Origin of the sequence: Halomonas sp. KHS3, assembly GCF_000830495.1 — a bacterium.
GTDB classification, from domain to species: Bacteria; Pseudomonadota; Gammaproteobacteria; order Pseudomonadales; family Halomonadaceae; genus Vreelandella; species Vreelandella titanicae.
On sequence record NZ_JWHY01000013.1, the window covers coordinates 41,054 to 61,136 of the forward strand.

The 20,083-nt window shown below is 55.2% G+C and carries 16 protein-coding genes; 7 read left to right on the plus strand and 9 right to left on the minus strand.

The annotated features are described in order from the left end of the window. Positions 1–23 precede the first annotated feature (23 nt). Complete coding sequence (gene ppk1, locus RO22_RS21900) at positions 24–2,213, plus strand: polyphosphate kinase 1 (RefSeq protein WP_041159398.1); 2,190 nt, start codon at positions 24–26, stop codon at positions 2,211–2,213. Positions 2,214–2,277: 64 nt separating this feature from the next. Here the strand turns inward: ppk1 and metE are convergent, their stop codons facing one another. Continuing rightward, positions 2,278–4,575, minus strand: a complete 2,298-nt coding sequence (gene metE, locus RO22_RS21905) for a 5-methyltetrahydropteroyltriglutamate--homocysteine S-methyltransferase (protein WP_041159399.1) — start codon at positions 4,573–4,575, stop codon at positions 2,278–2,280. Between the two features lie 115 nt (positions 4,576–4,690). On the opposite strand from metE, the gene RO22_RS21910 reads away from it, so the two are divergent. Further along, positions 4,691–5,629, plus strand: coding sequence for a LysR family transcriptional regulator (locus tag RO22_RS21910; RefSeq protein ID WP_022522094.1), 939 nt, complete (start codon positions 4,691–4,693; stop codon positions 5,627–5,629). Here the strand turns inward: RO22_RS21910 and RO22_RS21915 are convergent. After that, complete coding sequence (locus tag RO22_RS21915) at positions 5,592–7,187, minus strand: ATP-binding protein (RefSeq protein ID WP_041159400.1); 1,596 nt, start codon at positions 7,185–7,187, stop codon at positions 5,592–5,594. The genes RO22_RS21910 and RO22_RS21915 overlap by 38 nt on opposite strands. A 20-nt stretch (positions 7,188–7,207) precedes the next feature. Then, the gene (locus tag RO22_RS21920) at positions 7,208–7,966 is read right to left on the minus strand and encodes a response regulator (RefSeq protein WP_007113866.1); all 759 of its coding nucleotides are present in this window, start codon (positions 7,964–7,966) and stop codon (positions 7,208–7,210) included. A gap of 230 nt (positions 7,967–8,196) precedes the next feature. On the opposite strand from RO22_RS21920, the gene RO22_RS24795 reads away from it, so the two are divergent. After that, positions 8,197–8,337: a hypothetical protein gene (locus tag RO22_RS24795; protein WP_162836279.1), complete on the plus strand. Its 141-nt coding sequence runs from the start codon at positions 8,197–8,199 to the stop codon at positions 8,335–8,337. A 162-nt stretch (positions 8,338–8,499) separates the two neighbouring features. On the opposite strand, the gene RO22_RS21925 is transcribed toward RO22_RS24795, so the two are convergent. From RO22_RS21925 to RO22_RS21935, 3 genes are all read right to left on the minus strand, one after another. After that, positions 8,500–8,679, minus strand: a complete 180-nt coding sequence (locus tag RO22_RS21925) for a PLDc N-terminal domain-containing protein (RefSeq protein WP_022522092.1) — start codon at positions 8,677–8,679, stop codon at positions 8,500–8,502. Between the two features lie 72 nt (positions 8,680–8,751). Next, positions 8,752–9,279, minus strand: coding sequence for a TIGR02281 family clan AA aspartic protease (locus tag RO22_RS21930; RefSeq protein ID WP_022522091.1), 528 nt, complete (start codon positions 9,277–9,279; stop codon positions 8,752–8,754). Between the two features lie 8 nt (positions 9,280–9,287). Then, the gene (locus RO22_RS21935; RefSeq protein WP_022522090.1) at positions 9,288–10,679 is read right to left on the minus strand and encodes an MFS transporter; all 1,392 of its coding nucleotides are present in this window, start codon (positions 10,677–10,679) and stop codon (positions 9,288–9,290) included. Between the two features lie 200 nt (positions 10,680–10,879). Here RO22_RS21935 and RO22_RS21940 point away from each other — a divergent pair, with 200 nt between their 5' ends. The 3 genes from RO22_RS21940 to RO22_RS21950 are packed head-to-tail and all read left to right on the plus strand — an operon-like array spanning position 10,880 to position 13,614. Further along, positions 10,880–11,605 carry a substrate-binding periplasmic protein gene (locus tag RO22_RS21940; RefSeq protein ID WP_235270541.1) on the plus strand — a complete coding sequence of 242 codons (726 nt, stop codon included), beginning with the start codon at positions 10,880–10,882 and terminating at the stop codon, positions 11,603–11,605. 6 nt (positions 11,606–11,611) lie between these two features. Beyond that, positions 11,612–12,325 (plus strand): substrate-binding periplasmic protein, encoded by a 714-nt coding sequence (locus tag RO22_RS21945; RefSeq protein ID WP_230804808.1) that lies wholly within the window; start codon positions 11,612–11,614, stop codon positions 12,323–12,325. Then, positions 12,322–13,614, plus strand: coding sequence for a GGDEF domain-containing protein (locus RO22_RS21950; RefSeq protein WP_027958633.1), 1,293 nt, complete (start codon positions 12,322–12,324; stop codon positions 13,612–13,614). Before RO22_RS21945 ends, RO22_RS21950 begins: the two co-directional genes overlap by 4 nt. Positions 13,615–13,892: 278 nt before the next feature. On the opposite strand, the gene RO22_RS21955 is transcribed toward RO22_RS21950, so the two are convergent. After that, positions 13,893–15,518: a BCCT family transporter gene (locus RO22_RS21955; protein WP_009287453.1), complete on the minus strand. Its 1,626-nt coding sequence runs from the start codon at positions 15,516–15,518 to the stop codon at positions 13,893–13,895. Between the two features lie 186 nt (positions 15,519–15,704). Here RO22_RS21955 and RO22_RS21960 point away from each other — a divergent pair, with 186 nt between their 5' ends. After that, the gene (locus tag RO22_RS21960) at positions 15,705–16,088 is read left to right on the plus strand and encodes a hypothetical protein (protein WP_041159402.1); all 384 of its coding nucleotides are present in this window, start codon (positions 15,705–15,707) and stop codon (positions 16,086–16,088) included. A 62-nt stretch (positions 16,089–16,150) separates the two neighbouring features. On the opposite strand, the gene RO22_RS21965 is transcribed toward RO22_RS21960, so the two are convergent. Then, entirely contained in the window at positions 16,151–17,044 is an 894-nt protein-coding gene (locus RO22_RS21965; protein WP_009287454.1) for an AEC family transporter, read from the minus strand. Positions 17,045–17,100: 56 nt separating this feature from the next. Then, on the minus strand, positions 17,101–20,073 hold the full coding sequence (glnE, locus tag RO22_RS21970) for a bifunctional [glutamate--ammonia ligase]-adenylyl-L-tyrosine phosphorylase/[glutamate--ammonia-ligase] adenylyltransferase (RefSeq protein WP_009287455.1): 2,973 nt from the start codon (positions 20,071–20,073) through the stop codon (positions 17,101–17,103). Between the last annotated feature and the right edge of the window lie 10 nt (positions 20,074–20,083).

Consider the following 20,083-nt stretch of genomic DNA (forward strand, 5'->3'; position numbering starts at 1 on the left):
CTATCAACGCGGGGAGATCCACTATGGACGAGCAAGCTTCAGATTCCTTACCACTGTCGTCTACCGATCACACCAGCAGCGACGGCGATACGCCGCTACGGATTAACCGTACCCCAACCGGCGTCCAGGCACGTGAAGCACAGCCTGAAACCGACCTCGACGATACCCAGCTCTACTTCAACCGCGAGCTGTCGCATCTACAGTTCAATATCCGCGTCTTGGAGCAGGCTTTAGATGACGCCCACCCACTGCTCAATCGGCTAATGTTCCTGCTGATCTTCTCCTCCAACATGGATGAGTTTTTCGAGATTCGAGTGGCGGGTTTGAAGCATCAAATTGCCCTGGGCGACGACACCACCGCCGCCGATGGCCGCCTGCCCAAAGCGGTGTTGGCGGAGATCTCGCAGCTTGCCCACGCGCAAATTGATCGCCAGTATCAGATACTCAACGACACCTTGTTACCCGCGCTGGAAACCCATGGACTGCGTTTTCGTCGCCGCGATCAGTGGACTGATGAGCAGAAAGCCTGGGTTAAAGCGTTTTTCGATAATGAAATTATGCCGGTCATTAGCCCGATCGGCCTCGACCCCTCGCACCCTTTCCCGCGGTTGGTGAATAAAAGCCTCAATTTTATTGTTGAGTTGGAAGGCAAAGATGCGTTTGGTCGCGCCGGGGGGATGGCGATTCTTCCCGCGCCGCGCTCGCTACCGCGTCTGATGGCACTGCCCAAGGAGCTATGCGAGGAGGGATTCTCGGAATATGTTTTCCTCTCTTCGATGATTCATGCCCATGCCGAGGAGCTGTTTCCTGGCATGAGCGTACGCGGCTGCTATCAATTCCGGCTGACCCGCAACGCGGATATGAGCGTTGACCCAGAGGAGGTTTCGGATCTCGCCTCTGCGCTGCGCGGTGAGCTGCTGGCACGCCGCTACGGCAGCGGTGTGCGCCTGGAAGTCGCCGACAGTTGCCCTGATGACTTGACCAACTTTTTGCTGCGCCAGTTTGAACTGGAAAGTGACGACTTATATCGCGTCAAAGGGCCGGTTAATTTAACCCGTATGATGTCGGTACTGGGGGATGTGGATCGCCCCGAACTACTCTATCGGCCGTTCACCCCCAGCATTCCCAAAGCGCTCAAAGCGGGTAGCCTGTTTGAGGCCATCGCCAAGAACGACATTTTACTCCATCACCCCTTCCAGTCGTTTACACCGATTGAAGACCTGCTGCGCGAAGCCGCCCGGGATCCAAATGTACTGGCAGTGAAGCAGACCCTTTACCGTACCGGCGCAGACTCGGCCATTGTTAACGCACTGGTGGAAGCGGCCAGCCAGGGCAAAGAAGTCACTGTGGTCATTGAACTGCGCGCGCGCTTTGATGAGGCCGACAACCTACAGCTGGCTTCACGCTTGCAGGAAGCGGGGGCAATCGTTGTCTACGGCATTATGGCGTACAAAACCCACGCCAAAATGCTGCACATTGTGCGCCGTGAAAAAGGCGATCTTTGCTACTACGCGCACCTGGGCACCGGTAACTACCACTCTAAAACCGCCAAGCTATATACCGACTACAGTCTGCTGACTGCTAACAAAGCGTTGTGTGCCGATGTTCATAAAGTGTTCCAACAGTTGTCTGGAATGGGCCGCGCACGCAAAATCGACACGCTGTTGCACGCGCCATTCACGCTGCATGAGCGGTTGGTGGCAATGATCGACCGGGAAGCACAGATAGCGCGTAAGGGTAAGCGCGGGCACATCATTATTAAGTGCAACTCATTAACCGAGCCCAAGCTTATCAAAGCGCTCTACCGGGCCTCACAGGCGGGGGTAGAGTGCGATTTGATTATTCGCGGTATGTGCTGTTTGAAGCCAGGGGTACCGGGCGTTTCCGACAACATTCGCGTGCGCTCGATTATTGGTCGTCTGCTGGAGCATACTCGGGTGTTCCACTTCCACAATGATGGCAAGTCGGAGACCTGGTGCTCAAGCGCGGACTTTATGGCGCGCAATATGTTCCACCGTGTGGAGACGTGCTTCCCGCTGCTGGATAAGAAGCTCGCCACCCGGGTACGCAAAGACCTGGAGACCTACCTGGTGGATAACTGCCAGAGCTGGCTGCTCCAGACCGACGGCAGCTACCTACTCCAGAATCCGGGCGACAGCGATGCCATTAGTGCCCAGGAAACCCTGCTCTACGCCTATGCATCAAAAAGCTAGGCATCGAAAAGTCAGCACTCCCCCGCTGCTTAGGGCAGCGGGAGGGATTCTGCCCTCTGCCCGTTTACGCATAGCGTTGACGTAACACCTTAGCCGCTTCCACCATATTGGCCAGCGCTGGCTCTACTTCCGCCCAACCACGGGTTTTTAAGCCGCAGTCCGGGTTCACCCACAGCCGTTCGACGGGGATTTTTTCCAGGGCTTTCTCCATCAAATCGACCATCCAGCTCACCTCGGGAATATTGGGGGTGTGGATATCGTAAACCCCTGGGCCGATTTCATTGGGATAAGCGAAGTCCTGGAAGGCATCCAGCAGGTGCATATCCGAACGCGACGTTTCGATGGTGATGACATCGGCATCAAGTGCTGCAATCGCGCCAATGATGTCGTTGAATTCCGAGTAGCACATATGGGTATGAATCTGGGTGGTGTTGGCCACACCTGCAGCGCTTAGCTGGAAGCTCTCTACCGCCCAATCAAGGTACGACTGCCACTCATGTTGGCGCAGCGGTAACCCTTCGCGTAGCGCTGGCTCATCGATTTGAATAATTTTGATCCCGGCTTTTTCCAGATCCAACACCTCATCGCGCAGTGCCAAAGCAATCTGGCGGCAGGTGGTTTCCCGCGGCTGGTCATCACGCACAAACGACCACTGTAGAATCGTCACCGGCCCTGTCAACATGCCCTTCATGGGCTTATCGGTCAGAGTTTGGGCGTACTCGCTCCAGCGCACCGTCATCGGGGCGGGGCGCGATACGTCACCGAAGATCACCGGCGGCTTCACGCAGCGTGAACCGTAACTTTGTACCCAGCCAAAACGGGTAAACGCAAAGCCTTCCAACTGCTCGCCAAAGTACTCCACCATATCGTTACGTTCGGCTTCGCCATGCACTGGCACATCGATCCCCAGCGCCTGCTGGCGCTCAACGGCGTAGGCAATTTCAACTTGCATACGGGCTTCGTAGTCGGCTAATGCCAATTCACCGGCCTTAAAAGCACGCCGGGCGGCACGAATCGCATCGGTTTGCGGGAAAGAACCAATCGTCGTGGTGGGGAATAGCGGCAGCTTAAGCGCGCGACGCTGAGCCTCAGAACGCACACCATAAGGCGCCCGGCGCTGGCTATCGGCGGGGCGAACCGCCGCCAAACGCTCACTGACCTCAGCTTGGTGAATACGCGTTGATTCACGCCGGGCATCCAGCGCCCGTGTGGCCTGATCCAGTCGCTGCTCATCGGCAGGCGTGGCGCGGTTATCGATCAAGCGCGCCAAGGTGACCACCTCGTCAAGTTTCTGCCGCGCGAAAGCCAGCCAGCTGATCAGCTCATCACCAAGCTCCGTCTCCTGGGCCAAATCCACCGGCACATGCAGCAGCGAGCAGCTGGGTGCCAACCAAAGCCGCTGCCCCAGGCGCACTTTCAACGGCAGCAGGCGTTCTCGCAAGGCAGCCAAATCGGCCCGCCAGATATTGCGACCATCGACAAACCCCACCGATAGCACCTGATGGGGGCCAAGGCGGTCAATCACACCCTCGACTTGCTGGGGGGCGCGCACGGCATCAATGTGCAACCCTGCCACGGGCAAACGGGTCGCCAATGATAGGTTATCGCCCAAGCCGCCGAAGTAAGTGGCTAGCAATAGTTTTAGCGGCGCAGACTGAAGGCGATGATAGGCACGCTCATAGGCCTGCTGCCATGCCAGCGGCAGATCCTGCACCAGCGCAGGCTCATCCAGTTGCACCCACTCAATGCCTTGGGTGGCAAGCCGCGCTAATATTTCGCCATACACGTCGAGTACGCTGTCGAGCAGCGTCAGGCGGTCAAAATCACCGCCCTTGGTTTTGCCAAGCCATAGCCAAGTCAGCGGCCCCGTCAGCGTTACTTTCGGGGTAAAACCCGCACGTAACGCTTCATCCACTTCGTCAAACAGCCGGTTGGATGCCAGAGTAAAGGTTTGCCCTTCGTGCAGTTCGGGGACGAGGTAGTGGTAGTTGGTATCGAAGTATTTGGTCATTTCACAGGCTGCGGCGGGCTCACCGCTGGGGGCTCTACCGCGGGCCATACGAAAGGTGGTGTCGAGATCGATATCGCCACCTGCCACTTCATTATTGGCGTTAAAGCGGGCAGGCACAGCCCCCAGCGCCACTGAAACGTTCAACACTTGGTCGTAAAATGCGAAATCGCCCACGCTAACGAAATCCAAACCCGCGTCCTGCTGTGCCTGCCAGTGGCGCAAACGCAGCTCGCGAGCGGTGTTTTCCAGCTCGCTACGCGTACACTCGCCTTTCCAGTATGCTTCAGTGGCTTTTTTTAGCTCGCGCTGAGCGCCGATGCGGGGATAGCCGAGAATATGAGAAACTGTCATGATGAACCCTACCAACGTGAAATAATTCACACAGTCTGGGCACCAGGCCTTGATGAATCAAACTAAAGTTTCTAATAGTAAAGATGAAAAACACTCACGATGATTGAGCCACTACATGATTGAGTTACGACACCTACGCACGCTGCTGGCTCTGCGCGAAACCGGCTCCCTGGTCGATGCTGCCGATCGCGTGCATTTGACCCAATCGGCGCTTTCGCACCAGCTTAAAGATCTTGAGAGCCGCGTGGACAGCGCACTTTTTGTGCGTAAAACCCGCCCGGTGGAATTCACCCGCGCGGGGCTGCGGCTGCTCGCCCTAGCCGACCAGGTACTGCCTGAAGTACGCAAGGCGGAGCGTGATTTGGCGCGCCTGGCAGGCACCGAGCAGGGGCGTTTGCATATGGCCATTGAGTGCCACAGCTGCTTTCAGTGGCTAATGCCCACAGTGGACTATTTTCGCGATCACTGGCCGGAAGTGGAAATCGACATTCCCAGTGGACACCACTTTGACCCGCTTCCGGCGCTTGCCCGAGAGCAGCTGGATCTGGTGATCACCGCTGACCCCCAGCCCCTTGAGGGCATTCACTACGCCCCGCTGTTTCGCTATGAAGGGTTACTGGCCGTCGCCCGCCAGCACCCTTTTGCTGGCCGGGGGTTTATAGAGCCCCAGGCACTGGCTGAGGAAACGTTGATTACCTACCCCGTTGAGCAGTCGCGATTGGATATTTTCACCCAGTTTTTGCAACCGGCGAACGTGCGTCCTCAGGAGATTCGTACCGCCGAATTGACGATTATGATGATGCAGCTGGTGGCCAGCGGGCGTGGCGTGTGTGCACTACCCAACTGGGCACTCACCGAGTATTTAGAGCGCGATTACGTTAGCGCGGTGAAGCTAGGCGAGCATGGGGTATGGAGCACGCTGTATGCGGCGATTCGCGAAGAGACCCGCGAAGCGCCATGGATGCAGGATTTTTTACGCACGGCGCGGGAGACCTCCTTTGCAGTGCTATCCGGGGTCAAGCCTGCGGATCGCGACGCGGAACCAGCAGCGTAAAGCGCGCGCCGCCCAAAGAGGGACTGGTATCGATGGTCACGCTACCACCGTGCCCGGCCATGATTTTCTGCACAATCGAAAGCCCTAACCCGTAGCCACCAGAGCTGCGAGCACGGCTATCGTCCAGACGGGCAAACGGCTTGAAAATATCCGCCCGCGCTTCCGGCGGAATGCCGGGGCCGTCGTCTTCAACGTCAATACGCACCAGATTGGGCTCATCCCAGAGGTGAATCATCACCTGGGACTTGGCATGGCGGCAGGCGTTGCCGACTAAATTCTGCACCGCACGCTGAAGATAGCGCGGCTCCGCCAGCAGCTCGATTTCAGGACCAGGCGCAAGCGCCAACGCTAAGCCCCTATGCAGCGGCGACAGCGTATCAATCACCCGTTCCGCCATGGCCCGACACTCTACCAGCGCCGTTTCAAGCTCAGCGCCATTAACCGTTTCTCCACCCAGTCGCGCATAGGTGAGAATTTCATCAACTAACTCATCAAGCTCGGCAATGTCCGCATCGATCCCCTGAAGCTGGCGGCGAATGGCGGGTTGGTCGGTCATATCCTCGACCATCTGCACGGCAAAGCGAATACGCGCGACCGGGGTGCGCAGCTCGTGGGAAACCGCCCGAATCATCTCCTGTTGACCGCGCAGCAGGCTCTGCACCTGATTGGCCATGCCATTAAAAGCCATCCCCAAGCGGCCTAAAAAGTCGCCGCTCTCTACCTTTACCCGGGTTTCCAGGCGGCCACTGGCAATCCGCGTGGCAGCCAGCTCCAGCCGCGCCATGCGGGCTTCGATACTGCGCATAATCAAATAAATAATCAGGCTGAGAACGATCATCAGCCCCATCAAAAGGGGTAAGTGCAAATTCAGCGGTAAGGTGTCGCCGCGGGAAATAGGCCCCGCTTGCAGCCATTGTGACTCGCCTGGCAACTGATAGAGCAGCGTAATTGAAAGCTTATCAGAAACAAGTTGGGTGATGACGTTGCCCCTGGCCAGCTGAGCCTGCTGCGCCGCCGTTAGTCCCGCAGGCAACGAAGGCAAAAGCTGCAACGGCCAACTCCCTGGACGCAATTGGGCAATGCGGCCATCACGCTCTGCCGCGGGCGCTGCCGCGAGCCACCCACCAAGCAACTCAATGCTGCCATGCCACTGGTGCTCACTCCAGTCATCGAGTCGTGCTTGCAGCAGCCAGGTGTCGCCGGGCAAACGCTGTTGCAGTAGCCAGGGGCTTTCAGCCACCAGTATTTTGCCCTGCTCCAGGCGTGACCGTTCGAAAAATCCCAAATCCGCATCGCTGATAGGCTGCAGGGTCAGCTGTAAATCGAGCTGTTCCGAAAAACGCTCAAGCAGAGCATTTCGCTGTTCAACCGGTGCGTCGGCGAGCTGTTGCGTCATCAACGACATAGGCAGCGCGGCGAGCTGCTCACGATAGTCTTCACGGCGCACCTGTTCGATAAAGGAGCGCCCCGCTAAGGCGATCACAAAAACCACTAATAGCGCGATGCCCAACAGCAAATAGAAGCGTAAAAACGAGCCGTTACTGAGCACCCGCCGCATGATGCCATCCCTCTGAATGATCAACTGTCTTTGACGAAAAGATAACCTTTGCTGCGCACGGTTTTGATCCGGTGAGGCTGATTCGGATCATCGCCAATTTTGGGTCGAATGCGCGATACGCGTACATCAATCGAGCGGTCTTGGCCGTCGTACTTAATGCCCCGTAAGTCGCTGAATATCTCTTCGCGGGTGAGTACTCGGCCAGCGTTACGGCCCAGTAACCAAAGTAGGTCAAACTCAGCGCTGGTTAAGTCAATTCGCTCGCCTGAAAGCCAGGCTTCACGAGTGGCGTTATCGATCTCCAGGTTTTCAAAACGCAGCCGCATTTCGCCGTCTGGTGCCGGCCCGTCGGCACGGCGCAGCAGCGCGCGCATACGCGCCAATAGCACCCGCGGTTGAACCGGCTTCGGCACGTAGTCGTCGGCGCCCATTTCGAGCCCCAAGACCTGATCGAGATCATCGGTGCGAGCGGTCAGCATCATGATCGGGCCGGCAAAATTGGGTCTAACACGACGACAAATCGCCAGGCCGTCCTCCCCCGGCAGCATTAAGTCTAAAATCACCAGATCGGGCTGTAGGGTTAAAATACGGTCGACCCCTTTCGCACCGTCAGCTTCCAGCGTTACTTGGAAGCCGTTCGCTTCCAAGTAATCACGGGTCAGCTCGGCTAAACGCTGGTCATCCTCAATGATCAGGACATGATCTTGATCAGGATAGTCAGGCATTACAGACTCTTGCGACTCAAGCGCCTGAAATTGCTGTTCCAAATGATCTACCATCCTCTTTATGCACTCCGCTTAGGCTGTTTATTTTTTCACCCGCTCACCCAATACCAACGCAGGCGCCCTATGATTGGCACTCAGGATAACTCAAAACTATCAAAACACCCGCTTCTGTCGTTACAATCATGCGCATTGATCGGTAGACAAGGCCCGATACTTGATTCTCGCACCTGCGGAAGCTACTGTTAAGGCGCGAACTGTCGACAATTTGACAGGAGGAACCTGCCATGGGAAGTAGCAAAACGAAAAGTGTCATTAAGCGTGTTTACGTTCCAGCCCAAGTGCGCGACCTGCCCAATGGGGAGAAGTTAAAAATCCCAGGGCATTACAAGGCGCCGCCAGGGGAAGAAAACGACACCATTGAGTAATGTTTGGTTAAGTATATCTATTGCTAAAGCATACTTAAAAAGGCAGACCACCAGTGGCCTGCCTTTTTTTACTTAGCTACTTTTTTACAACTACTTTTTTCGACTACACATTTTGACGCAATTGCACGAGGCGGGCTTTTCAACAGCTTTGCTTTTCAGCGGCTACCCTTTGGGCCCAAACAGAAACCATGCAATTAAGCCGACTAACGGGAAAAACAGCAGCACCAGGATCCATATCAGCTTAGCAAGACCACCCGCGCCGCTTTTGGCTACTTTCACAATGGCCCAGATCACAATGATGAGCCAAATTAGCCCTAATAAACCACCTACTTCAATGCCCATAGCAACTCCTTAGCATGTTGGCACTCGTATTAATTTAGACAATCATATCAGTGGCACATTCACAAGCCGAACTCACTGCTCGGGAAGGCTCAACACCATCTCACCCGACTGTATTTCAATCGACAATAAATTTAAAAAGCTCATGCCGAGTAGAACGGTGTCACGCTCCATGCCGGGGCTGATAGACCCCTGCACATTCTGCACTTTTAGACCGCCCAGAGAAACCTCATCGAGTTCGGTTAAAGTACCTTCAACTCGACCATTGGCGGTATTGAACCAAGCGCGGCGTCCCGGTTTTAGGCCTAACTCGCTAGCCAAATCGACCGGTATGGCGACATAGGTGGCGCCAGTATCGAGCAAAAAGGTCACCGGCGTGCCGTTGATGCGTCCCGGCGCTTCAAAGTGCCCTGCCCGGTTACGTTTTAAGGTAACCGGCTCACCTGCAGGTAGCGTATGCACAATATTCGCGTTCGGGCGCATCATCTCTTCGAGACCACCGTGAATCCACCAAGTGCCCACCGCCATTAACAGCACCCAAAACAGCAGCATCATAACGATACCACCGCGTTGCGCTGTTTGACCTGCCAGGTGCGTTGCCATGCTCCACCTCACTGAGGTAAGGATGCCTCGTTAGCGTTATTAGTGTTGCTATAGCTGTTGGCTTCCCAGGCGAGCGCCGCCTCCCGACCACGGCGCTCGTTGACCCTGGCGCAAATCAGCATCGCGATAACGAACAGGGCAACACATAATAGAATAGACGCTTGCAAACCAACCAGCGTCTGCAACACCCCCAGCATGACGATCCCCAACACCCCTGCCAACTTATTCGCCAGCCCCCAGAAGCCGAAGAACTCGGCTGATTTCTCCAAGGGTGAAAATAGCCCCACCAGAGCCCTGCTGGCAGATTGGCTGGAACCCAGGCTAAGCCCCGCCAGGCAGCCGACTATCAAAAATACGTACTGTGCCTGCCACTGCAGGTCAAACTGCCCGTTTACCCACTGCGTCATCTCCGGCGTTGCCCAGATAGCAATAATCGCCAACACCCATAGCGCCAGGGTCATTTGGTACGTTCGCTTGGCACCTAGCTGATCCTGTATCCAGCCAAACCCCAGAGCCCCTGCTGCAGCGGTCACTTGGACAATAATAAACATGATATTACGTACGCTTTCATCCCAGCCGATCACTTGAGCACCATAAATAAAGGCGAACGCGATGATGATGTAGACGCCGGCCATCGAGAACAGCAGTGAAATCAAAAATACCGTCAGATCTTTAAAATAGCGCAGCTCGTGAAGGGTGGTGGTGACGCGGTTCAGGGCAATATGCCGATAAGAGACGCCACGGGGCTGAGGGGTGCCACGCTCTTTTAGCCATAAAAACGTAGGAATAGCGGTAATCAGAAAAAAGCCGGCCGCAAAGGGCCCCACCCAGCGTATGCGCTCAAAGTTTTCCGCGCTGGCCTCGCCTAGCACCACCAGGGTAAAACCTGCCGCAAACAGTCCACCGATGTAGCCGAGCGCCCAGCCAAAGCCAGAAATTTTGCCCAGCGACTGCGGCGGCCCAAGTTCAGGTAAAAATGCAGCAATAAATGACTCCCCCATGGAGTACGCGTAGTTAGACAGCACGATCAATAACAAGCCGATAACGACATAGCCCGGCTCAACGAAGTAGAGCATGCCCGTAGTGACCACGGTGGCGAGATAACTAATCAGCAGAAAGCGTTTTTTCTCCGCCCGGTAATCCATCACCGCTCCGCACAACGGCGCGGTAATCACCACCATTAGATAACTAATCGCCAGGGCCAGGCTCCACAAAAAGTTGGCCAACCGGAAATTATCGCCCCGATCCCCCACAATGACGGTGGTGAAAAGCTCGCCAAATACCACGGTAATAATCAAAAGCGTGTAGGCCTGGTTGGCAAAATCAAACATCGCCCAGCCGAAAATTTCTCGACGCGATGCGTAGCCATCCGTCGCCTTAGCAGTGTTAGCAGGCAGCATTAGTTTTCTCTCACAGGGGAAGCCGTAAGGCTAGCAGATAGAACCGCCAAGGCGCCACGGCTTGCGTTGGCAGATTAGAGATGACAGCCGACCAGCGTTGCTCTAAGTTTGATTGATTGATCAGTAATACGGATAGAACTGCGATGGGATTAGCCCAGCCATCTCTACGGCCAGTGTACCGACAACCCTTAACCAGGTTGATGGCCACGCTATGCCTCTGGCTGGCAATCGTCGCAAGCGGACAGGCTGATGAGCCCGACACCTTGGCGGCATTAACCTTTATTACTGAAGAGTACCCGCCCTATAACTATATCGATAATCAGCAATTAACCGGGATATCGATTGATTTGTTGGAGGCTATTTTTGCGGCGACAGAAACACCATTAAGCCGTAATGACGTCCGTCACTACCCTTGGATTCGCGGCTATGAGCTGGCGCGCAGCCAACCTAATACGGTGCTATTTTCCACTACGCGTACGCCCTCAAGAGAGGTCAATTTCCACTGGGTGGGGCCGATTGCTCAAGACCGGGTCGTACTGCTAGCCCACCGCGACGCACCGATTGTGGTTGATTCTTTGGCTCAAGCGATTGATCGCGGCCTGACCGTAGCGGTCATTCGGGAAGATATCGGCGCCCAGGCGCTGTTGGAAGCTGGCTATCCTGAGCGCCTACTCGTATCCGCTATTGATAACCGAAGCGCGTTCAATATGCTAACCCGCGGGCGAGTTGATCTATGGGCTTACAGTCAGGATGTGGCTGGCTGGATAGCGGAGTCAGAAGGTTATCCTAAAGATATTTTAATCCCCACACACACCCTCAGCAAATCTTCGCTATACTTTGCCATCAACAAAGCCACGGATCCACGTCTGGTAGCGTTGATGCAGCAGGCCTTAAACAGGGTGCAAGCGGGACGAGTCGAGAGGTAGTTGACGATGGCTAACGACCTAACTCGCCGATGGCAATACTGCATGGGCGTTGCCCTGATCACCGTTATCGGTAGCTGCAGTCTGCCACTTCATGCGATGCCGCTGACGATCAATACCGAAGAGTATCCACCGTTCAATTATTCGGACGACCAAGGGCAAATAATCGGTAGTGCGACGCGACTGCTACGTGATGCGCTTCGCCAAGCTGACATAGAGGCTAATTTTCGGCTGCTGCCTTGGGCACGCGCTTACACCGAAGCACGCTTAAGGGAGAACCATTGCGTCTACTCCACCACCCGCACCCTTGAGCGTGAAGCGCTGTTTCACTGGGTGGGGCCACTGGTCGTCAATGAATGGGCAGCGTTCAGTTTAGCCGAGCGTGGGCTCAATGTTGATTCACTTTCCGGGCTGAACGCTTGGCGAGTGGGCAGTTTTAGGGAAGATGCCATAGGCGATTACGTCGCTGATAGCGGCATTAATGTGCTACTTGCTCCTTCGGAGCGAGAAAATATCGCGCGTTTAAAGGCGGGGCTACTAGATGTGATTGTGACAGGCAAAGCAACCGGTGAATTTATGGCACATGAACAGGACATCGCGCTAGCGCATTTATTTACTTTTTATCGCGCACCGCTTTATCTCGCCTGCCACCTCAACGTTTCGAAAGCACTGCTGGAGCGACTGCAAGCCCAGCTGGATGCCCTGCAGGGGGAGAGCCAGTGATAAGTCCCCGCCCTCGCTTTCCTATGTTGACCACTGGCGTCGCGCCTAAAAAAGGCAGCCTGACCACTAAGCAAGCGCTACTCACCCTGCTCATTGCTATGCTGATTAGTGGTGTAGCAGGAAGTATTGAACTTCTCAGCCACGCTACCAATATGCGCCAGGAAACCGAGCAACGCATTACTCAACAGTTGGCGGTCGTTAACGGCGCCGCAGCAGAGGCCGCTTTCCAGCTTAACCCCGACCTCGCCCACCAAATCGCCTATGGGCTATTTAATGCTGACGAGGTCGCATGGGTGTCGATTCGTGACGATTTTGGGCGCGCTCTGGCTGAATTTGAGAGGCCAAAACAGGCTGATTCGACTTGGCTCAGCCAATATTTATTTGGCGATATACTGCACCACCAAACCGACCTCGCCTACTACATGGGCAGCGACATGCCGGAATCGGTCGTCGGCGAGATTGAGCTGATGCTGGCAGAAAGCTACTTAACCCAGCAGTTCCTCGCGCGTATTTACACGGTGGTCGGGGTGAGTATTTTAGAGGCGTTTATTTTAAGCCTAGTGGTGATCGCTTTTTTTCATCTATTTATTACTCGCCCATTGCTCAAGGTACACGCAGCTATTGCCCAAACCGATCCCAATCGTCCCGGCCAGTGGCCCAAGCCAATGTTGCGAGGACATCAGCATGATGAGTTAGGGCATCTGGTGGATAGTTTGGATCATTTGTTAAACGCGTTTCAGCAAGGCTTGGAGCAGCGCGACCAGCTCCATCATCTCTCTAATATGGATGGCTTGACGGGCGTGGCGAACCGACGCCACTTCGATGAGTTTTATCAACAACACTGGCACTTGGCGCAGCAAACCCAGCAGCCGCTATCGGTGATTTTTATCGATATCGATAACTTTAAGGAATTTAACGATCATTATGGGCACGCCATGGGCGACGACACCCTGCGCGCCGTAGCAAAAGCGCTCAATCAGTGCATTGCCCCCGCCAGGGATTTACTCGCCCGCTACGGCGGCGAAGAATTTGTCTGTGTACTGCCAGGTCAGGATCATGACGACGCTGTGGGCGTTGCCAACTGCTTGCGCGAAGCAGTGCTGTCACTGGCCATTCCTCATGCTTTTTCAAGCACCCATTCAGAGCTTACCGTTAGCATGGGTGTTGCCAGCATGTCGCCCGGCTTATCAATTAGTGCTGAAGCGCTGATTGAGCGTGCCGACCAGCACCTTTACCACGCCAAACGGCTGGGCCGAAACCGGGTCGAAACACGCAAACGCCCGGCATAAAGCCGGGCGTTAAGCACACATATTGCACAGAGCTGGTACTTTAAAGCAGCCAGTGAGCGGCCACAGCAGCCAGACCAATGATCATCGCCGTTAGCACCGCTACTGTGACTACCCTATCTAGCCAGCGATCGAAAGCAACTCCTTTAGCCTGCCGTCGTGTCGCTCCATGGCGCCCTTGCCGCGCCATCAGCATTTTCGCTTCATGTGTCGCTGCTCCCCAACTACCTTGCCCCGCAATCGAAGGCTTGGTTACTTTTTATTAGTGTTGATGACTGATGCTAACTATTAATGCGCCGATTGACCACACTCGGTGCACGGCGCAAGCGCTCTTCTTCACCTAACAGCTCGGCTTCAAAGGCGTCCGCACCCACCGGCGTTTCGCCATGGCGGCGATAAAGCTGCGTTAGCATCGCCTTGCGGTCGGCGCGTAGTTCCTGAACTAATACGAACACCATCATATACAAGATAAAGGTGAACGGCAGTGCCGACAGCACCGAAGCCGATTGCAGCCCCGTTAAGCCACCTGAGGCAATTAACGTCAGGCAAATAGCGGCGATCAGCACACCCCAAATGACGCGCTTATAGAGCGGCGGATTGATCGAACCATTATCGGTCATTTGCGCCACGATATACGAGGCCGAGTCAGCGGAGGTGACCAGGAAAATAAAGATCAGCAGCATCGCAACGACCGACAGCACGCCGGTAAAGGGCATCAACTCAAACATCTCAAACAGTGCGACGGTTATATTATCCTGGGTTGCGGCAGCAAGACCGATATCGGTACCGTTCAACTCCATGTGCAGCGCCGCGCCACCGAATACGCCAATCCATAAACAGGCCAGCAGCGGCGGTACGAACAGCACCCCAAACACATACTCTTTGATGGTACGACCCCTTGATACCCGGGCAATAAAGGTACCTACAAACGGCGACCAGGCAATCACCCAGGCCCAATAGAAAATCGTCCAGTTGCTTGCCCACTCATTGTCACCATAGGGAGAAATGCGCAGGCTCATGCCGATAAAATTCTGCAGATAATCACCAATCCCCACCGTGATGGTCTCTAATATCGCCACGGTGGGGCCAGTGAACAGCACATACAGCATCAACCCGATACATAAAATCATATTAAGGTTAGAGAGGCGTTTAATGCCTTTATCCAAACCCGACCAGGTGGAAGCCATATAGGCGCAGAACATCACGAAAAGAATCACAAACTGCCAGAAACCGTTCTCCGGCAGGCCAAACACAGCGTTTAAACCGCCATTCATCTGCAGCACGCCTAACCCTAACGAGGTAGCCACCCCCATTACGGTGGCGACCACGGCAAATACATCCAGCCAGGAAGCGTAGGGACGAATTTTAGGATTCTTAGCCGTTATCGATGACAGTACGGACGACACCAATCCTGCCTGCCCTTTGCGGAACTGAAAATAGGCAATGATCAAACCGACAATCGAGAAAGCTGCCCACTGGTGTATCCCCCAGTTAAAGTAGCTGTATTGAATAGCGTAGCGGGCGGCCGCTTCGGTTTCGGCGGTTCTGTCGCCATAGGGCGGCTCAATGAAGTGAAACATGGGTTCCGCCATGCCATAGAAGACCAGTCCGACACCAAAGCCTGCGGCCAGCAGCATGCTGATCCACGAAAAGAATGTATAGTTGGGTCGACTGTCCTGGGGGCCTAAGCGCACCTTGCCATACTTGCTTAGCGCCAGACCAAACAGAAAAATGACAAAACCAAAAACCGAAAATAGATAAAACCACCCGAATAGCCCGGTAACAGTAGTCAGTGCGCCCTCTGCAACGTTGGCAAATCCTTCAGGAAATGACGCCCCAACAACTACCAAGCCAAAAATAATCACCACCGATGCGATGAATACCGACTTGCCTCCATGATTAGCCATATAACCGTCCTGTTAAATGAGCTCTGTTTAGGTAAGCACTGCGTATTAAGCGCATGCTTGTACAACTAAACCTGCCTTGTACAGCTTAATGGTAACAGTTGAAAAATCTAATCGCACTGTGGCCAAGCAGTGAACTTGCTAGAGCTACTGTGTTCCAATGGGTGCGAATAACCGATGGAGGCTCTCATGCCACAGATGAATCGCGACCAACGCAACGCTGCATGGCAAGCGGCTAACCAATGGCGCGCCCGTGCTGCGCAAACTCAACCCAGCGGAGTGGCGGGCAGCTTGAAGCTGCTGCTCACGTGGCTGGCGTTTGGCGCGTTAATGATAGTCGGCGTGGTACTCGGCCTGTTTTTCTTGCTGATTGGCTGGGCAATGATGCCGTTTATGCGCCATAAAATGAAAAAGCGTATGGAGCAGATGCGCGCCCAGCAGGCACAGGATATAGGTGGGGGATATTCTCAAGGGCATTCTCACGGACATGCTTCCCCGCATACGTCTGCGCAAAACCGTCCTGGTCATCAGGATGTCTTGGAAGGCAGCTATGAAGTTAAAGATGATCGATGAAGTTAAAGATGATCGTTAACCCGTTAGTCACTTTTTCGCGCCACCTAGTGCCGTATACTTTGTTACAGCGGCGCGTAAACCCAGGTAAATGCCGCGGCCAAGGTCAGCGGCATAACGACCAGACTGCCCAGGTTACCAATCAGCACCAGCGAAGCCACTTTTTGTGGCGCCAGCTTATACTGCTCTGCGACCAAGTAATTCAACACCGCAGGCGGCAGTGCCGCAAATACCAGCAGCACCGCCGCCTGAAGCGCATTTAGTGGCAGTAGCCACATCAACGGCAAAGCAATTACTAACCCGGAAAGCGGACACAGCACCGCCCCCAGTATCCCCGTACGCCAATCGCTAAAGTCGATCTCCAAGAGCCGCACCCCTAACGCAAACAGCATTAGCGGAATACATACCCCGCCTAGCATATGCATCGCCTCCAGTAGCCAGCCAGGCAGCGGCAGGCCACTGATATTCACCGCTAAACCCGCCAGACTCGCGAGTACAATTGGCATGCGCAGCATTCGCCAGAGCGAAGTGCGCGGGTTAAGCATGTAAAGCCCCACCGAAAAGTGCAGCAGCATTTCAACGATAAACACCACCACCGCCGCAGGAAGCGCCTCAGCACCAAATGCCAACACCAGCAGCGGCACGCCCATATTGCCCGCATTGTTGAACATCATCGGCGGAAGGAAGATCTTGCTATCCAGCTTTAGCCACTTTGCCAGCGGCCAAAGTACAAGCCCCGACCCCAGCACTACTGCTATCGCTGCCGTGGCCAGCCAGGCGTACTCAGCTAACGGCGCTTGCCGGTCAGCCAGCACGGCGAACACCAATAGCGGAACGAACAGCTCCATGTTGAGGGTATTGAGACTGCGAATATCCGGTGTACGGTAGCGCCCATAGGCTGCGCCACAGCCAGCGATTAAAAATACTGGCAATAGCGTGGCCAGAATATGTCCAATCATACGGGCCGCCCAGCCCTATTCCTTGTTATCACTGTTGCGTCCTGGTTACCGTCTGGCTAGCGGTTATCGGCGGTGGAAGGTTCAAGAAAGCGCTGCCAGAGCGCGGTGACTATATCGCGATGCGCACGGAATTCCTCACCATCGCTGAGTGCTTTCTGACCGGTGAGCGCCGCTCGGTGCGTAGCGCTGCGATAAGCCAGATAAGCCTCGCGAAGACGCTCTGCCTCTTCAGCTGGTAAGTGCCCACTCTCGGTCAGGCTCTCTAGAATGCGGATATTATCGCTGTAGGTAAGTAACGCAGGCGTTTGGTGAGCAAGCGCTAACACCGCGTATTGGCAGAGAAACTCGATATCCACCATACCGCCCGCATCGTGTTTGACGTTAAAGGTATTGCTGGTGGTTTTACTGCCCAGATGGTCGCGCATTTTCTGACGCATTTTGACCACCTCTTCGCGCAGTGCAGCTTTATCTCGCTCACCACCTAGAATATCGCCCCGTAACTGACTGAATTTCTCGGCCAGCGAATCGCTACCCGCCACCACCCGGGCGCGCACCAATGCCTGGTGCTCCCAGGTCCAGGCATTCTGACGCTGATACTCGGCAAAGGCTTTAAGCGATGTCACCAATAGTCCTGAATTACCCGAAGGCCGCAGGCGCATATCCACTTCATACAGCGTGCCGGTGGGCGTTACCGCGGTGAGCAGGTGAATAATACGTTGTCCCAGACGGGTAAAAAACACTGGCGTATCAATGGGTCGTGGACCATCAGTTGTGCCCTGACCATCGCTATCGTGAAGGAAAACAAGATCTAAATCGGAGCTGTAGCCCAGCTCAATGCCGCCCAGTTTGCCGTAACCAACGATCAGAAAAGCCGCTTCCCCGGCATTCAGCCCCTCAGGAACACCGTGCTTGCGGGTAATATGCTTCCACGCCATCGCCAACACGGCATCGAGAATGACTTCGGCGATATAGGTTAAGTAATCGCTTACTTTCATTAGATGCCGAGTACCCACGATATCCGACGCCGCTACGTGCAGGGTTTGAGCGTGTTTAAAAACGCGCAATGCCTCTAGCTGGGCCTCTTCATCATCCTCTGGCAAACGATTCAGCGTTTGGCGCAGCTCATCGGCAAGGCGCGCTTTATCGGCGGGGGTATACAGCGTTTCTGGCGTCAGCAGCTCGTCGAGCAGAATGGGATAACGCGACAGCTGTTCAGCTATCCAGGGGCTCGCGGCGCACAAGCGCATCAGGTGTTCGAGCGCCTGGGGGTTTTCGCGCAGCAGCGCAAGGTAAGCTGTACGCCGCAGTACGGCCTCAATCAGCGGCTGTACCCGTTCAAGCGCGGTATCCGGTGCTTCATTGCCCGCCACCGCATCCAACAGCAGCGGCATTAACGCATCCAAGCGCTCGAAGCCAATCCGCTGCATGCTTTGCACTTGCCGAGAATGATAAAGGCTATGCAGCCGCTTCAAGGCTTTTTCTGGCTCGTTAAAACCCGCCTCGGCCAGGTACGCGCTGGCCTCCTGCACTTCTAACTCGCCGCGCCAAATAAGCCGCCACTGAGCCAAGCCAAGCTGGCTATCATCGTTGGCCTCATCGACATCCTCTTCGGGGTCGGCAATCACGGCATCAAAGTGTTGGCGCACCCGCTCGCGCACTTCGTCAAGCTGGGCTATCAACCCCGGCCAATCTTCATGCCCCATGGCGAAGGCTACCCGTTCACGATCAGCATCATCGCTGGGCAAGGTCTGTGTCTGACGGTCTTCCAGTGCTTGGAGAGCGTGTTCGACATCGCGCAGAAAAGCATAATCAGGCAGCAGCTCATCGACCACTTCCTGCGGCAACAGGCCCAGCTCGGGCAAACGATTGAGCGCCGTTTTTAGCGATGTCACCTGCAGCTCCGTATCGCGGCCGCCGCGAATCAGTTGGAACGCCTGCACGACGAACTCAACCTCACGAATGCCGCCGGAGCCAAGTTTGATATTGCTCTGCATGCCTTTGCGCTTCACTTCGCGGTTGATCATCGCTTTCAGTTCACGCAGCGACTCAATGGCGCCAAAATCCAGGTATTTGCGATACACAAAGGGGCGCAGCCCGGCCAACAGCTCATCGCCCGCGTCCAGATCCCCCGCGACCGGGCGCGCCTTGAGCATGGCGTAACGCTCCCATTCGCGGCCTTGATCCTGGTAGTAGCTAGAGAGCATGGCAAAACAGCCCACCAGCGGCCCGCCGTCGCCCAAAGGCCGCAAGCGCATATCGACACGGAAGGCGAAGCCATCGGCGGTCATGGCATCCAGGGCGGCAATCAGCTTTTGCCCCAGCTTGGTAAAGTATTCCTGGTGCTCTAACGGTTTGCGCCCACCTTGCGTCTCACCTTTTTCAGGGAAGGCAAAGATCAGATCGATATCGGAAGAGAGGTTCAGCTCCCCAGCACCTAGTTTGCCCATACCCAGAATCACCAGACGCTGGGGCGTGCCGTCTTTACGTGGGGCAGGTAAGCCCCAACGCGGCGCGTAAAAACGTTCAAGCCAGGTTAATGCCGCTTCCAAGCATATTTCGGCAAGCTCAGACACCGCCGTGGCGGTACTCCACATGCTATGGCCAGAGGCACGGTTAAGGTCACGCCAGATAATCCCCAGCATACGCTTGCGACGAAAACGGCGGATTACCCGCTGCATCGCCTCTTCGTCTTCGGCACTCTCAAGTGACTCACTCAGCCAGCTAGCAAGCTCATCTCGACCTGGGTTTACGTCCAACTCACCGGCAATATCCAACTCGGCCAACCACTGGGGGTAGCGCACCAAGGTATCCAGCGCGAAGGTCGAGATGGTCAATACTTTAGCAAGCGCCTCGCGACGCTGCTCCGAAAGCCCTTGCCAATTACTGGAAGGCAATTCCTGCTTGGTCATCTCGGCGACATTATCGGCTTGAGCAAGCGCCTCGCGTAGCCGCTTCCAGGCGGATTGGGTGGCGGTATGTAACGACGCTGGCAGCGTCGACAACGGTAAGAAATCGTCGTTCACTTGCATAACTACCTCG